The following is a 15,943-nucleotide window of genomic DNA, read 5'->3' as shown; positions in this document are numbered from 1 at the left end:
TTAATGCCCAAGAATTGGTAACAACTCATCTAGCTGTTGAATCGTATAATTGGGTTGAATGGTTGGTGTTGCTGGAGCGGAGGTCGGATTGAGCCAAACAGTTTGAATTTTCGCTTGTTGGCCTCCTTGAATATCTGAATGCAAAGAATCGCCAATAATCATTGTTTTTTCTCGACTAAAATTAGGAATCCGCTCAAAAACAAAATCAAAATACTCTTTCATCGGTTTTTGATAACCCACTTCTTCTGAAACAAAAATATCTTTAAAATAAGGCATTAATTTCGACTCTTCCAACCGACGATACTGTGTTTTTGCCACTCCGTTTGTCACAATATATAAATCATAATGGGGTGCTAATTTTTCCAAAATACGTTGACTATTGCCAAGCAAGTCATGTCCTTGGCTTAAATATTCTCGGTAGTTTTCTCCCATTTTAACGCTATCAACTTCTCGATTAAACGCGTCAAACAATAAACCAAACCGTGTATCAAGGAGAACATCTTTTGTTATTTTCCCTTCTTCAAATGAACGCCATAATCCTTGATTAATTCGGTGGTATGTTGACTCGACTTCAGATGTAAATGGTACATTTTCTTCTTCAAACAAGGCATGAAGCGCCTTCTTTTCAGCCAATTTAAAATCTAACAATGTATCATCAACATCAAAAAGCAATGTTTTCATTTCCGTTCCTCTTCTCTTTTCAAATTACTCGGTAACGCTTTGCTTGTTTGTTGTTTTTCAATAAAAAAATAAGGCAATAGCAATTGTAACTCTTCTCTTGTTAATGAACGATAAGCACCTAAAGGTAATTGCGGATCTAGCCGCAACGGCCCCATAGTTTGGCGTTTTAAAGCAGTCACTTTTTTCCCCACAGATAAAAACATTTTTTTCACTTGGTGAAATTTTCCTTCTTGAATAGTCAGGAAAACATGACTCTCCGTTTCAGTCGCTGCAAGAACAGTTATTTTTGCTGGCTTACATTGAATGCCTCCTTGCAAAACAATCCCATCTTTAAATTTAGCACAATCTTCTGCAGAGACCAAACCATTGACTTTCACTTCATAACATTTCGCTACTTCTTTATTTGGCCGAATTAATTGATACCCTAATTGTCCATTATCTGTTAATAGAAGTAACCCTTCCGTATCGCCATCGAGTCTGCCCACTGGATAAAGACCAGGGCGTCTGTCTTGCGGCGCAATCAAATCAATGACTGTTTTTTTAGATGCATCTGAGACAGCGCTAACCACACCTTTTGGCTTATTCAACATATAGTACACATGTGTCTTATGCGAAATTAATTGTCCTTTTACTTTAATCATTTGTAATTGCGCATCGACGTTTTGGCTTTCATTTAAAGTCACGATGCCATCCACAGTGACCTGCTTGCCTTTGATTAATCGTTTCACCGTTTTGCGTGATCCAAACTGAAGTTCTTCTAGTAATTTATCTAATCGCATTGTTCCGCTCCATTCTGGTATTAGTATAGTGGAATCCGTTAAAGATGAAAAGTAGAAAAAGGTAATTCCTTGACGTATAAAAATATAAGTGTTACGGTTAATAAGTAAAGTAAATAAAGGTTTCTCAAAAACAGCGTAATGACCTGGGAGAGAACAACGATAACAATGAACCATTCCCATGAGTGTTGCCTGGCAATATTTGTGGGGATTTTTTGATTATTGTTAGCATTTTTCTAGACAAGAACAACTGAAAAAAGAGTTTCTTTTTTCCATTATGTTTTGTTTCTGAGTTTAACCAAATCACTCATTATTTCAAGGAGGAATTAGGTTATGTCAGTACAATTAGAAGTTAAAGAAAGAGCTATCCGTCCACGTTCACTAAGAAATCAGCTACGTCACGAAGGGAAAGTACCTGCCATTGTTTACGGTTACCAAATTGAAAGTACACCAATCTATTTTGAAGAAAAAGACTTATCAAAAATTTTACGCGAACATGGTGCTAACACCGTTATTAAAATGACAGTTGATGGCAAAAACATCAACACATTAATGTCGAAAGCACAATTAGATACCTTTACTGGTCAAATGCTTCATGTTGAATTCTTATCTGTAAATATGAAAGAAACAACAGAAGTCGAAGCAGAAGTTCAATTAATTGGTGAATCTGCAGGTGTGAAAGCTGGGGGTACCTTAGCACAAAACTTGTACACTGTTTTAGTGGCAGCCACACCAGATAAATTGCCAGAATCAATTGAAGTAGATATTACAAACTTAGAAATTGGTGATGCTCTTACAATCGCTGATTTACCTGAACACAAAGACTATGAAATTTTAACTGATCCAGAAGAACAACTAGTTGCTATTGTTGAAGCACAAACTGCTCCTGAAGAAGAAGAAGGAACAGCTGCTGAAACGACTGAACCAGAATTAGCCGAATAAAGAGTACACTTTTGTTCAGCTGATTCTCTTAAGTTTTAGAAATGGGATGTACGTTGAAACAACGTACGTCCCATTTTCTTTTTACTGCATGTCTTGATTTCTTCACATAAATGATGACACCTGCAAAGCTAGGAAGCTACAGAGGAATATTAAATTTTTGCTAATCTACGCAATATTTTCAAACGAAACAATTTCTTTTTTTTAAATTTGCAGTATACTAAAAGTAAGTAAACAAAAAGGAGGTCATCCATATGTTTGAACGTTTTGATAGTGACCGTAGCCGCTATGCTTCATTAGGTGTTGTTTCTAGCTTACCTAGTGGCTTAATTGATAGTATTTGGTTGATTATTGACTTAAATCTAAAAGGGGTTATCCCTTTAAACGACTTACTTCACTTTGATTTGTTGAACAATAATGGCAAAGTGACTGTCCATTTTTCTCAAGAAAATAGTTCAGTAGAAATGGCCATCGACTTACCATTTAGTTATTCTACGGCATATCCGTCGCGAATTTTTGCTTTTGATGATGGCCATCGTGAAACGATTTTATTACCTGCAGAAATGTTAGAATCTTAAATAATTTCAACAAAGTAGCCTCAAATTCCGATTAAACTGGAATTTGAGGCTACTTTGATTTCTTTTAGTTATTCTACAATAATTTGTTTACTATTTCCTGCAGCATTTTCAAAATTAATAGTAAAGGTTTCTGTTGCATCATCATAAGTGATTCCGTCACTTTGACTAATTACTGTGCTGTAATCTTTTGGTATTTTTAAAGTCAGTGTCTTAGTTGTTTGTGTGGGATCAGAGAAAGTATACGTTTTTTGGTGTTGTTGTGTCTTTCTCATTAAAGAAATAGCTTTATTTGAGGTAATCCCTGCTATTGTACCGCCAGTTTCTGACCAAATGTTAACCCCAAGATAGCCTTCTTCTTCTTGCTTAACTGCTTGAATTTCTTCTGTATTTGAGAGAACTTCTACTGTTTTTTTGGCAGCATATGTTTTTAAATCAGTTTCATCGATTCCTGGTAAAACTACATAAGCATAATGCTCGTTCGTTGGGTGTTGACCCTGTTGAATCGTAAATGTTCGATAATCACCTACATATTCTTTATCACTTGGAAATGCTTCATTAATTGCTTTATAGGTTCCTTTTCTAGTTTCACTTTTAACATTTACCGTTGTTTCTTCTGGAAAATAATAACCCATATTAGCATTGGAATGATCCGACTTTAGTAATAACCATTGTTTTTTACTCGTTTCATTTTTCTCATGAATCTCCCCAATATTTGATAGCACTTGATACTGATACGCATCATTTAACAAACGATTATCAACAACTGTCTCAATCGAAGCTTCTGTATCCCCTTTAATTCCTGCGCCTAATGCGATAATTTGCCCATTTAATACAAACCAAGATTTTTTAGCTTGTAGGTTCATAGGTAAAAGTTTCCCATTATTTTTGGTCCCGTCTTTATTAAGAGCCATCCCTACTACTGCCTGATTGTCTGACGTTACTCCACCAACCCATTGCTCTTTCGATGTGATTGTTGTAAATGCTGAAACTTCATCTGCCAAAGAAATGGTATCTACCGTTGTTCCTGGTAGTCGATAGGGATCTACAGTTGGCCAATAGCTGGAATTAAATTGAACCCCGTCATCATTATATACGTACATCATTCCGTCACCAGTGTGCCAGCCACGTTTATTTTCTTTGTTCCCTGCTTCAAAAGATGCAGTGCGCTTTGAATACAAGCCTAGCCCAAACATATAACTAGGTGTGCGTTGGACAAATCGATCCATCGAAGCATAAAGTTTCGTGCCTGTAAAAGGAAGTTGCCCTCCCGTAATTTCTGGATTAGTTAAAAGTTGCATAGTCATCTGTAAATCATTAAAATCACGAGCATTTGTCAAATAATAATCTGGGTTCTCCTTCATCCAATATTTAACGGCTTCTTGAAATTTCTTTTGATAATTATTAGGAGCAAATTTAGCCACAATTAATAAATTATACATGGTAGTTGAGCCATAACCTGTTTTTCCAACTGCTGGGGCTCTTGAGATGGAACGGCCATTCACAGTTGGTAGCATTTCACCTTTATAAATCAAAGGAAGAAAGGCACGATCAACATTTTCAACAAATTCTGTCACAAGAGTTGCATCCATTTGAAAAGATGAATCTGCTGTAATGGCCAAAATTTGTCCAACCCCTTTCACCAAAACATTGCCATACGAACCTGTATAAGGAATGTTATTGTGCTGGATAAAAGAACCATCTTGGTAAAAACCATCACCTTTTGTGACTAATTTAAATACATCGACGATACTACTGGATGCTTGGTTAATTTTCCCGCTATCCTTTTGTAAAATTCCTAACCCCAAAACAGTTAAAGCTAAGTCCGTTCGGTTCGCTCCTGATGTCACAAAATTTGGGATAAAAGCTAAATCCACAAACGTTCCTTGTGGTTTTGTATACAACTGTTTAAACGGATCTGGGACATAACTGCTCAGCGCATTTGTATAGATTTGTTGCTTTTCCGGAGAAACTTTATCCTCTAAAATCATTAGAATATTAAGAAACTTCTGTGGCACACCAATTTGCCAGTCCCACCAATTTCCGTGGTACTTTTTCCCATCATATCCTTTTTGCGTTACCATAAAATCTAAGCCATCAATAATGGTTGCTGCCAATTTGTCATCTTGGTAAAGCGTACTCCCCTTCGTTCCATAGGCTAACGCTAATTTTTGCAATTTGGTAAATTGAGTCGTTAAATCAGCCGATGGCGTATTGCCAGGCTCTAGTGGCCATAAATAGTTGCGGTTCGGCTCTTTATTCATCGTTTGATCGAGTTCTGTTGCTTCATTGGAGATTTTTTGGACGTAGTCTACAAGCGCTTGGTTAGTTGAATCATATTCTTTTGAAACAAGCTGATTTCGCCATTTTTCTTTTAATCCTCGGTATTCTGCAGATGAATCGACAACAGGAATGCTACCAACGGAGCCACTTTTCATAGAAATGATATTCAGCTTTGATAGATTACCAAATAGTCTAATTCCTACAGCGCCCGTCCAGTCATCATTAATGGACGTACCATCAGGATAATGAACCTCTTCATTTTCATAAAATACTTGATCATTCAGGAATGTCTGAATTTTTTTCCGTCATAGCGAACCAGCAGTTTATATTGTTGGCCACTTAGTAATGTTGGCCCCGGAATATTAGTTAGCCATTTACCGCCTGGTTGTCCTAATTGCCAGCGGCCGTCACGATTATAAGCAAAAGATTGCCATTGACTCGTCTTTTGTTTATCTCCGCGAAAAACCAATCCGAAGTTACTTTGTCCTTCATATAAAAAGGTTAGTTCAAGATCTCCTGAAGATTGTTCGCGTGCATCAAGATTGATAGAGACAGATTCGAGGTTTGTCCCTTGCTTCGTGTTTGCGATCCATAAACCAGCAGAATCATTCTTTTTTTCTGCTGTTCCCACCAAATCTTGCCAATGCCCAACTTGATTGGGGAAATCTGAAATGTAAGAGGGTTGCTCAATCGTTTGGCTCGCTTCGTTTTCTTCTGCAAAAGTAAGAGTGGTTCCCATAAATCCACTCGTCAAAGCAGTAAACAGTCCGACCAGCATTAACCATATTTTCCTGTTTTTCATTCTTTCTCCTCCTAAAAATTATTGTAAAACGCTTACATACAAATCAGAGAAAAAGAGTGAAGAAAAATACTTTCTACACTCTCCGACTCTCTGAAAATCACTTAATATACTTTTTACGCCAAAATACCAAAGGCACTCAAAACAATCGATAAAATTAAAATAATCCAAATCACTCGTGTGGAATTTAATTTCTTTTGACCTAACATCCAATAAGTTAAAAGAACAAGTAAGATTGGAACTAAGGAAGGCAAAATCGCATCTAACGTATCTTGAATAACTAATTCGACCCCGTTCTTTTTATAAACAAAAGGAACTGTCGCCTTGATAACTGAAGGAATTAAGGCACCAATCACAGTCACACCAAGAACAGTTGCTGCATTCGTAAAGGCAGATAACTTGTCTTTTAAGGTCGTCACTAGTTTGACCCCTTGCTTATAACCAAGTGGTAAGAGCGCGGCACGACCAAACAATAGTGCAATATTTGCAATAATCCAAATAACACAGCCAACCACCGAACCATTTTGAGCCAGTGTCCCTGCAACAGAGCCGAAAATCGTCCCCCAAATAACGTGGAATAAAGAGTCTCCAACACCTGCCAAAGAACCCATCAGAGCTGTTTTTAGCGCAATAATTGTTTCTTTCGCTTTATAGCCATCTTGCTCTTCAATCGCAACATCAATCCCCATAATTAAATTCCCAAAAATAGCATTGGTGTTAAAAAATTGATTGTGTGTGCGCATCATATCTTGAAATTGTGCTTCATCATGATCATAGAATTTTTTTAAAACGGGTAAGATGCCGTATAAATATCCTGAACTCATCATACGTTCATAGTTCCAGTTTAATTGGCTTCCTAAAATATAACGCCAGCTAATTGCATTTAATTCTTTTTTTGTCAGTTTATGCTTACTCATCGCCGTCATATCCTCCTTCAAAATCACCATTTCCTGTTGTTGCTTGTGTCGTGCTTTTTGCCCCATCACGTTTAAATACAAGCATCGCTGCTACCATCCCAACTATCGAAACACCTAACATTGGAACTTTTAAATAAGCCGCTAAGAAAAAGCCTAATAGTAAATAGGGGATATATTGCTTCGTTGGCAAGTAACGTAATAAAATCCCTACACCGACAACAGGTAATACTCCTCCAGCTGTTTTTAAGCCCGTCATTAGCCATTCTGGCATGTTATCGGTAATCGTTGTTACTACAGCATCCCCCGCTAATAACATTAATAAAATCGGAATGGCACGAGACAGTCCCCATAGAACAGAACCAGATAAAACTAAACGTGGAATCCGTTTTACTTGCATCTTATCAATCGCTTTATCGACACTATGAAGTAAAAAGACATTACAAAAACGGGCCACTACATCTAGTTGCAACATCAACAGAGAAACAGGAACAGCTAAACCAATGCCATACTCCGCTCCTTTTCCAGAGATTACAGCGAAAGCTGTTCCTAAAACAGCCCCTGTGAAATAATCAGGTACCGATGCTCCACCAAAAGCAGCAATTCCTAAACGCATTAATTGAAGAGTGCCGCCAACCATTAAACCAGTTTTTAAATCTCCCATAATCATTCCAGAAATCATTCCAGCAATAGCTGGTTGCGTCAACGTATTTGAAATAAGTGAGTCATTAATAGCAATAAACGCATAAATAGTAATTAAAATAATTTGATACGCTGCTAAATGCATTGAAATTTCCTCCTAAATTTAAAAATATTCTTTCTTAGTCTGACAGTTTTAGCCGCGTAATTTTTTCATAAAATCAACGACTGGATCGTTTGGAACTAATTGGGCTGTCACAGTGACGCCTTTTGAAGCGATTGTTTCAAAAATTTGTTCTTCTTCTGGTAAAACTTGAATACTTTTTGTTACTTCGCGTGCTCCTTCTTTGTAACTCATATTCCCAACATTTACAGTCTTGATAGGTCCTTGCGCTTCGATAAAGCGGAGCACATCTTTCGGATTTTTAAATAATAAAAATAAACGCTGTTTACCATATTTTCCTGATTGAATATTTTTAGCGGCAGCCTCTACTCCAAGAACAGATAAACGCATCGAAGAAGGCGCTGCCATTCTCAAAGATGATTTTTGTAAAGGATCTGTAGCCGCCTCATCATTGGCTACAATTATTCGCTGTGTACTAAGACTTGTCGACCAAATTCCCGCTACTTGTCCATGAATTAACCGTTCATCAATCCGTGTGTTTACAATATTTTCTTTTCCAGCATATTGACTATAGTTACTTAACTCTTTTTCTTTGCTGGCTTCTGAAATCTCTTGTTCTGCTTGATTCATCCCAGCTTTTACATCAACAATATTTTCTTGTGCTAAACAAACTAATTCTTTAATCGAAGCCTGTTGATTAACCACTGCTTCAATCACAACAGAGAGCGTCATCCCTGCAATAATTTCCACTCCGTCAACGTTCAAATAATTCTTAGTTGCCACGTTACATGGCGTTCCTCCTAGTAAATCAGCAATAATCAGTGTCGTACCGTTAAGGGCTTTCATTTTTTCATTTAGCTCTTTCTCAAATTGAAGATTGTCGCTATCTGGTCGTAATGAGACTGTATGCACGTGTTCTTGCCGACCAACGATCATTTCTAAGCTAACTTTGACGCCTTCAGCCATGCTACCATGACTAATTAGTACAATGTTTTCCACGAATTTCCCTCCCTAGATGTAGGTGACCCTACTTAACATGTTATGTTCTCTACGAACTTACTATAACATATACTAAGTTATCCGTAAACCTAATATCTTAATATATTGAATTTATTTTTTTGAATTCTTTAAATAAAAATTGTCTTTCCTCTTTTTCAAAGTGTTTGCTAAAGGCTAGTTAACATGTTATGCTTAATTCATTCGATTACTAGAATGGAGGCAATCGCATGTTACCTAAATATGAACAAATTAAACAAGACCTTTTACGTGAAATAAAAAATCATACCTTTATTCCTGGTGATAAATTTTATTCTGAAGCCGATATTAAACGAAAATATGCTGTTAGTTCTATCACAGCTGTCAAAGCACTGAATGAGCTGACCAGTGCAGGTTACTTGTATCGTATCCAAGGAAAAGGGACCTTTGTTTCGAAATCAAAAGTTTCTCAAAATGTAAAATTTTCTGATATCGAGTTGCATTCTTTAGACTCTGAAAAAGTTAAAGTCCTTTCAATTGAAGAAGATAATCAAGCCGAAATTTTAAAGGAATTAGGCTTACCAGCTAACGCTTCTTATTATAGAATCAAGCGTGTACGCTATTCTGAAGATACACCCTTTCTCGTACATATCACACATCTTCCCAAAAAGCTTGTTAAAGAGCCGCTCTCAAAGGACCTCACAGCTTATGCAAGTGTGTATGAACGAGTCCGTAAAGATTTTTCAGTAGACCTCTTCTCGTTGGCTTCTGTAGAAACAAATGAAATTGTCTTTCCCGAAGATGCTGAGTTATTGAATTTACTTCAATTAAGTTTTCGTGAACCCGCTGTTAAACAAGTTAAACATTCCTATCTCGCAGATGGTAGTGTTGCTGAATATATTATTAGTTATAAACATTGGAAATATTTCAAAACCAAAATAGAAGTAGAAGCCGAATAAATTTCAGCTTCTACTTCTATTTTTTTAATCTATGATTACTTGATTCGTAAATTTCAAGTACTCAATTTCAATTCCCTCTGTTTCAAAAATTACTACTTCATTTTGTCCTTGCTGTAAAAATTCTTTGGGACAATACAGCGAATGAATGGGTCCTATTTCCCAATAACGACCTAGATGATGACCATTGACCACAACGAATCCTTTGCCGTAGCCTCGACAGTCAATATACGTGTCTGCTAGCTGTTCTAATTCAAATGTTACTTGATAAAATGAAGGCTGCAATGGATTTTTTCCAGCTGTGTAATCAATCTTGGCTAATTGCTCTTGTGAAAAAGTTAAGGGATAGTGTTGATAGCCTTGGTGAAAATGAATGTCTTGCATCACTCCACCTCGAATTCCTTTACTTTGTGTCGGATTATTTAATTTAAAGCCATAATTAACGCGACCTAAGTTTTCCACTAAGATATCTAACGCAAGTGTGTCTTTTTCAGTTTGCCCTGAAATCAGTAGCTCTTCTCCAACTGTCTCTTGATATTGGGTAGCAGCTAAATCTCCATCTACATAAATGTGTAAACGATCACTGGCCTCGACCACTTTTAGTTTATTTTCATGATGATAATTTTTTAAATCAAACGAATAAAGCAAGTAGCCATAGCCTGAGCCAGCTTCTTCCATACTTAATGGATACGCGGTGGTCTTCGGTGTCATCATTTGATCTTTTACTGCGAATAAGGATACGCTAGCAGTTACTGGAAAGCTTCCTAAATTCCCCAGTTTTTTCGTGCGTGGTTGTGCTTGCCAAACTTCTGGACATACTTCTTTAATTGCTTTTTGAACGGCATAATATTTTTCTGTTGGTTCTCCTGCTTCTGTTAATAAAGCATCATAATCATAGCTAGTGACTTGAGGTAAATCTTTTGCACCTCGCGCCGAACACCCGTTATAAAAGCCGAAATTTGTTCCTCCATGAAACATATAGAGATTTAAAGAACCCACTGCCAGCATATCTTTTACTTCTTTCGCCAAGTCGGTACCTTCTCGCTGAATCACTGGTTCACCCCAACGATTGAACCACCCATCCCAGTATTCCATGCACATCAATGGCCATTTTTTACCATGACGAGTCATAAATTTTCTCAAAACGGCAGCATTTTCTTTCGAATGACTGCCAAAATTTCCTGTCACAAAAACATCCTCTTCAATTAACGTACCCGCATCCAAAACCTCTTCCCAAGCGCCATCAGATGTAAAAAGAGGAACCTCAATCCCCAGTTCTTCCATTATCTGCTTGGTTTGTCGCAAGTACGCTTTCTCCATGCCATAGGACCCATATTCATTTTCAACCTGCATCATGATCACTGGTCCACCTTGTGTTATCTGCAGCGGTGCTAGTTTAGGCAATAATACTTGAAAATAGTTACGAACTTTAGTCATAAAAATAGGATCTGTCGAACGTAATCGTACACCTTTTTCTTTCAAAAGCCATGCTGGTAAGCCACCAAACTCCCATTCTGCACAAATATAAGCCGAAGGACGCAGAATAACTAGTAAATTCAGTTTTTCTGCCAAGCGGACAAATGCTTCAATGTTTTTCATTCCTTCAAAATCGTATACGCCTTCTTCTGGTTCATGAATATTCCAAGGAATGTAGGTTTCTACTGTATTAGCTCCTAAAGCTTTCAGATTATAGAGGCTATCTTCCCATTGGCTAGGTGTCATTCGAAAGTAATGAATCGCCCCGCTAATAATTTTTATTGGTTGTCCATTTAATAAAAAGTCTTCTTTAATCTCAAACGTTTGCATCATTTTTCCCCTTTACCAGTATCTTTGCCATGATGGTTTTGCTAAACGCATTAAGGTTTCCATGTAAAAATAATCGCCCCATAAGTTGGGTTCATCAATCCCTTTTCCTTCTGCATGTGCGTAAACACCATGGAGTAGCAGTCCTTCATTTTCGGAATCATTTTTCGTACGATAATATTCTCCTAATTGATAACTCATTCCTTTGGCAAGCTCTTTTGCTTGAGGAAAAGCCTGTAGTTTGTCTGCTTCCAATAAACCACATGCCGCAATTGCCAGCGCCGAGCTATCTTTGTCAGATGGCATTTGGTCATTAAAATCAAAATCCCAATAGGGAATTAAATCTGCTGGCAAATGAGCTAGAAAAACCTCCACTATTTGTGGATACATTTCTGGAAATGGTTGGGAATGGAGAAATGTTTCGTTTAGGGGAATCCCTAAAATTGCCCAACTTTGGCCTCGTGCCCAAATGGAAGTATCACTATGTCCTTGATGCGTAGCTCCATGTTTTGGTTTGCCTGTTTCTGGATCAAAATAATAGGTATGATAAGTTGTCGCATCGGATTTAATCACCGTTTTCATTAACGTATGATAGTGACGTGAGGCAATTTCCTCATAAACCCTATTTCCAGATAATTTAGTTGCTTCAAATAAAAGCGGTAAATTCATTAATGAGTCGATAATTAATCGATATTCTTTGGGATCACCATAATGGCCCCACGCTTGAATGAAGGAGCCATTTTCTTGGAATCGTGCTGACAATACTTCAGCGGCAGCTAGCACTTCTTGTTTACAGCGCTCATCACCGGTAATTTTATACCCAGCACCCGCCGATAGACTATATAAAAAACCAATGTCATGGTGGTCCAAAACAAAATGCTCCTCTAATCGTTGTTGAAAGCTGTCAATATTTTCCATTGCCAGTAAACGAAATTTTTCTTGGTGAGACCACTCATATGCCAGCCAAAGCATGCCTGTCCAAAAGCCATTGGTCCAATCATCGTTAGCTTTGAGACGATATCGACCATTCGTAGCACAAGCTGAAGGAAACTGTGTTCCGAAACGCTGCATATTTTTAGCAATTTTTGAAACGCATTCATTTAATTGCGTTTGAATCCATTCATCTGTGACATTTTCTCCTAGAGAGATCAGTCTTTGTTTATTTTCTTGACTACACATCTCCACCACTCCTTAACTTGTTAACATATTAACTTATTGTATTATAACGTAAAAGAAAATAAAAAGCGACCTTTCTTGATTATTTCTCTTAAAAACAAGAGCGTGGGACAAAAATCACTTTGGATTTTTGCTCCACGCTCAAAAACTGATAAACGGCGGGAACAGAACCAACACTACGCGTTGCTCCGATCTCAACAACTTCTAAGAGCTAAAGCTCTAAGAGTTGAAGGTCCTTCGGAAATAAGCCGAAATTGTTGAGAATCACGAAGAACGTAGTGATTCGATGATGAACAATACCTACTTGGTCTCCAAAAATCAAAGATCAATTTTCGGAAATTTCTTCTTATTTCTCGGAGCTAAACGGTTCTGTCCCGACCTCTTGTTATTTATTCCGACCGAATACTTCAATTTGGGTCAACGCTGGAAATGGAGAAGAGTCCAGCGCTTTTCGTAAGCATTTTAATGTCAAAGTTTGTGTTGTTTTCATTGGGAACTTTATTTCTTGAAAACAGGTGGTATTCGTTGTGGCAACTACTCGTTCCTCACCATCTGAAAAAGCTAAAGTGACTTCCTCCCAATAGCTATCATGTGGGTAGTCCGCCCGAAATAGCAAGCGGATCCAGTCCGTTTCTACAGGTCTGCCAAAGTCAATCGTTAACTGTGCCTCCTTTTTTTGGTTAATTCCCCAAGAAGCAAATGGATACGAGCCATGAGAAAGGTTACCAAACTTAGAATCAATCGCATTTTTCGCAAAGAAAACAGCATCGTCTCTCGTTTCAACGTTTGCATACGCATGAGGATAGGCTCCTGAATATTCTTTTTGGTCATGTGTATTCATAGAAAGATTTTGATAATTGTCTTTTTCAAACGTGTGCGCTTGTCGAACCATTATTTGGTGCCTTGCTGAATGAAAGGCCGTATCAACAAAAGCTTTTCGAGCAGATTCTTCTAATGGAATTTGATATTCCCAAACTTTTTCTTTTAGATAAATCAATGAAGGAGCCAAAGTTTCATCTAATTGAACCATCAAATAAGGGGTAGCCCCTGTATAAGTCACTACAATTTTATCGCCAACTTGATAAAGGTACTGTTTAATTGCTAATACCGCTAACGTGTCTCCCTCCGCCACGAATGGCGCTTCTGGCTTCTCGTGATCGATTCGGCCAGTAATAATCTGATTGTCTTTATTTTTCAATTCGATTTTTATCATTTTTTATTCCTCCCTTGTCACACCACCTACCAAACAAATCAGGCGATGCGTTCCTATTGGTAGCTCTTTTTGTAAATAAGGTAAACTTGTTCTTGGGAAAAACAACGATGTATTGGGTTCAGGTTGAAGAATACCTGCGTGGTCATACCCTTCAATTGCAACTATTTGCGAACACAATTCTCCTGAATCGACTCTAGCCCACTCTTTACCAAGTTCTTTTTCTGAAAATTTTCCAAGTAACGGTAGACTGAATCCTCCTTCTCGCACTTTTAATGGAACCGATGTCACTATTTCATGTACTCTAACATGCCATTCTCCAAAAGGATAAATGGTTGTTTCAATTTCTACTTCTTGAAAAGGTAGCCATTTATAATAAACTTGCTCCTCTGTTAAATAAAAATCATGAACTTTCCCTTTAACACGAAAATATTCACCATCACGAGAAACAGCCAATACGTTATCAAAAGCCCCCTCCTCATAACGCGCACCAGCTTTGGGAACGCTAAAACCAAAGCGGCTAGAATAGACAAATTTACTATATTTAGCCGCAGCATGTGCTTGATTTTCAAGCCATAGTCCTGCAGGATAGCCGAGGACATGCGTTTTCATTTTAGGATGGATTAATAACATGTTTCCCTTTTCTATCAAACGCTTTTCTTCTCGTTTTATCGCCAGCGGTTCAGCACGCCAAAACGGATGGTCTTGATCCACTGCGAGCAACAAAAATGTTTTAAAAGCCCAATACGGAGAGCCTGGTGCGTTATAACCTTCTGCCATTACTAAATTTTCGTAATGATAGCCAATGGACAACCGACCATCATAAGTGAAAATAGTCTGTTGCATCCAACAGTGTAAATGTTTTGCTAACAGCGTTTTTATTTGTCCCCAAGGTAACGCCTCTACTTCTGCAAATATCAAAGCTGCGAAAAACGCTCCTTGAGCAAACCGATACGTTTGACTACGTCCGTAAGGTAACGCTTCGCCCTCCTCATCAAAATAGTACAGATAGTCCTGCGCGAACATAACGGCTCGTTCTGTAAAACGTTTCGCACGAACAGGATCTCTTTCTCGCATAAATTTGACATAAATCAAACTATAATAATGAAAAGCAAACGAAATATAATAATCTCTTTGCGTAGTTTTACCATCCATATACCAACCATCACCTAAATACATGCGTTCAATCAACGCCAATTCTTCCTCTAGTTCCGCTTGGTTAATCACTTGTCCACATCCCTCGAGTGCCAAACGAATGAGCACTTTGAAAAACGTCCAATTATTTTTAGGAATTTTACAACCAAGTGCTTTATTTAACCAAACCATGATATTTTCTTGCTGTTTCTCAGAAAAACAGGACCAAAAATATGTCTTATGAAGCAATAAAGTTAAAGATAATGCTGCTGCTTCCACAATATATTGATCATAATCAACAATATCGCCCCAATAGTCTGGGGATGACGGATCAGTTCCTGCGATTAATTTTTCCACATAAGCATCTCTTAAAACATCATCTTTACAAGTAACCCAATACGGTCCAATTCCCCATAATGGTCGAATGAGCGCTTCCATTTCAGCATGTTGCTGATCATAGACAGCACCACTGGACCCGAAATTTACGCCAGGTTTTTCTGATGTTAAAATAGCCGTTTTTAAAGGTGTCATGATTGTTTCAAAAGCTTCCAAATATGCTTCTCTGGTCAAAAAAAGATTACTTTTTAACGATTCCATGCTTTTCGCCCCCATTAGTTTAATTCAAAGAATAACAAGGGCACTTATTTTTTTCAACTATCGTTTAATGAATAAAACGGCGTATTATGAGAGCAGCATTTCACCTTCCCCAAACTTAACATATTAATTTTTTCTTTATTTTTGTTGAACCTTGAGCTATTCACTTTATCCAACAAAACTTCCATTATCAAAAATGAATAATAAATGAAAAATAAGCAGTCTAACGCAGGAAATTCTCATAATAAATATTTTTAAAAAAAAGAGTCTATGACAAAAATCCAAAGAGATTTTTGTCATAGACTTAAAATATGAGAGAAAAGACATCAAAAGTAATGGTTTGATCAACCTTCACAAGTTTTATG

At 37.5% G+C, this 15,943-nt stretch carries 12 protein-coding genes and 1 pseudogene; 3 read left to right on the top strand and 10 right to left on the bottom strand.

Going from position 1 to position 15,943, the window contains the following annotated elements; all coding sequences use genetic code 11:
- Together IGJ20_RS03015 and IGJ20_RS03010 are read right to left on the bottom strand one after the other, a co-directional pair.
- Positions 1-681 (bottom strand): YjjG family noncanonical pyrimidine nucleotidase, encoded by a 681-nt coding sequence (locus tag IGJ20_RS03015; RefSeq protein WP_002366238.1) that lies wholly within the window; start codon positions 679-681, stop codon positions 1-3.
- Positions 678-1,460, bottom strand: a complete 783-nt coding sequence (locus IGJ20_RS03010; protein ID WP_002361308.1) for a pseudouridine synthase — start codon at positions 1,458-1,460, stop codon at positions 678-680. The genes IGJ20_RS03015 and IGJ20_RS03010 overlap by 4 nt, the downstream gene beginning before the upstream one ends.
- A 330-nt stretch (positions 1,461-1,790) precedes the next feature.
- Between IGJ20_RS03010 and IGJ20_RS03005 the strand changes: the two genes are divergently transcribed.
- Positions 1,791-2,399, top strand: a complete 609-nt coding sequence (locus tag IGJ20_RS03005; RefSeq protein ID WP_002358773.1) for a 50S ribosomal protein L25/general stress protein Ctc — start codon at positions 1,791-1,793, stop codon at positions 2,397-2,399.
- A 251-nt stretch (positions 2,400-2,650) separates the two neighbouring features.
- Complete coding sequence (locus IGJ20_RS03000; RefSeq protein ID WP_002355697.1) at positions 2,651-2,974, top strand: DUF960 domain-containing protein; 324 nt, start codon at positions 2,651-2,653, stop codon at positions 2,972-2,974.
- A gap of 68 nt (positions 2,975-3,042) precedes the next feature.
- On the opposite strand, the pseudogene IGJ20_RS02995 reads toward IGJ20_RS03000, so the two are convergent.
- The 4 genes and pseudogenes from IGJ20_RS02995 to IGJ20_RS02980 form a co-directional block, all read right to left on the bottom strand.
- Positions 3,043-6,056 (bottom strand): annotated as a pseudogene (locus IGJ20_RS02995) (polysaccharide lyase 8 family protein).
- 113 nt (positions 6,057-6,169) lie between these two features.
- The gene (locus IGJ20_RS02990) at positions 6,170-6,970 is read right to left on the bottom strand and encodes a PTS system mannose/fructose/sorbose family transporter subunit IID (protein WP_202522346.1); all 801 of its coding nucleotides are present in this window, start codon (positions 6,968-6,970) and stop codon (positions 6,170-6,172) included.
- Complete coding sequence (locus tag IGJ20_RS02985; protein ID WP_002358771.1) at positions 6,963-7,754, bottom strand: PTS mannose/fructose/sorbose/N-acetylgalactosamine transporter subunit IIC; 792 nt, start codon at positions 7,752-7,754, stop codon at positions 6,963-6,965. Before IGJ20_RS02985 ends, IGJ20_RS02990 begins: the two co-directional genes overlap by 8 nt.
- A gap of 48 nt (positions 7,755-7,802) precedes the next feature.
- Positions 7,803-8,696 (bottom strand): PTS mannose/fructose/sorbose transporter subunit IIAB, encoded by an 894-nt coding sequence (locus tag IGJ20_RS02980; RefSeq protein WP_002383065.1) that lies wholly within the window; start codon positions 8,694-8,696, stop codon positions 7,803-7,805.
- A gap of 260 nt (positions 8,697-8,956) precedes the next feature.
- On the opposite strand from IGJ20_RS02980, the gene IGJ20_RS02975 reads away from it, so the two are divergent.
- A complete protein-coding gene (locus IGJ20_RS02975) occupies positions 8,957-9,664 on the top strand; it encodes a GntR family transcriptional regulator (RefSeq protein WP_002355690.1) in 708 nt (235 codons plus the stop codon).
- A gap of 24 nt (positions 9,665-9,688) precedes the next feature.
- Here IGJ20_RS02975 and IGJ20_RS02970 read toward each other — a convergent pair whose 3' ends face one another.
- The 4 genes from IGJ20_RS02970 to IGJ20_RS02955 all read right to left on the bottom strand — a co-directional run bounded on the left by IGJ20_RS02970 (position 9,689) and on the right by IGJ20_RS02955 (position 15,596).
- Entirely contained in the window at positions 9,689-11,467 is a 1,779-nt protein-coding gene (locus IGJ20_RS02970) for a glycoside hydrolase family 35 protein (RefSeq protein ID WP_041161667.1), read from the bottom strand.
- A 12-nt stretch (positions 11,468-11,479) separates the two neighbouring features.
- Positions 11,480-12,643 carry a glycoside hydrolase family 88 protein gene (locus IGJ20_RS02965; protein WP_202522345.1) on the bottom strand — a complete coding sequence of 388 codons (1,164 nt, stop codon included), beginning with the start codon at positions 12,641-12,643 and terminating at the stop codon, positions 11,480-11,482.
- A gap of 382 nt (positions 12,644-13,025) precedes the next feature.
- Positions 13,026-13,853: a hypothetical protein gene (locus IGJ20_RS02960; protein ID WP_002386984.1), complete on the bottom strand. Its 828-nt coding sequence runs from the start codon at positions 13,851-13,853 to the stop codon at positions 13,026-13,028.
- 3 nt (positions 13,854-13,856) lie between these two features.
- The gene (locus IGJ20_RS02955) at positions 13,857-15,596 is read right to left on the bottom strand and encodes a DUF2264 domain-containing protein (RefSeq protein ID WP_002398089.1); all 1,740 of its coding nucleotides are present in this window, start codon (positions 15,594-15,596) and stop codon (positions 13,857-13,859) included.
- Positions 15,597-15,943: the final 347 nt, after the last annotated feature.

Source organism: Enterococcus sp. DIV0294, from assembly GCF_050558155.1.
Lineage (GTDB): Bacteria > Bacillota > Bacilli > Lactobacillales > Enterococcaceae > Enterococcus > Enterococcus faecalis.
This window is presented reverse-complemented; position numbering and strand designations above follow the sequence as displayed.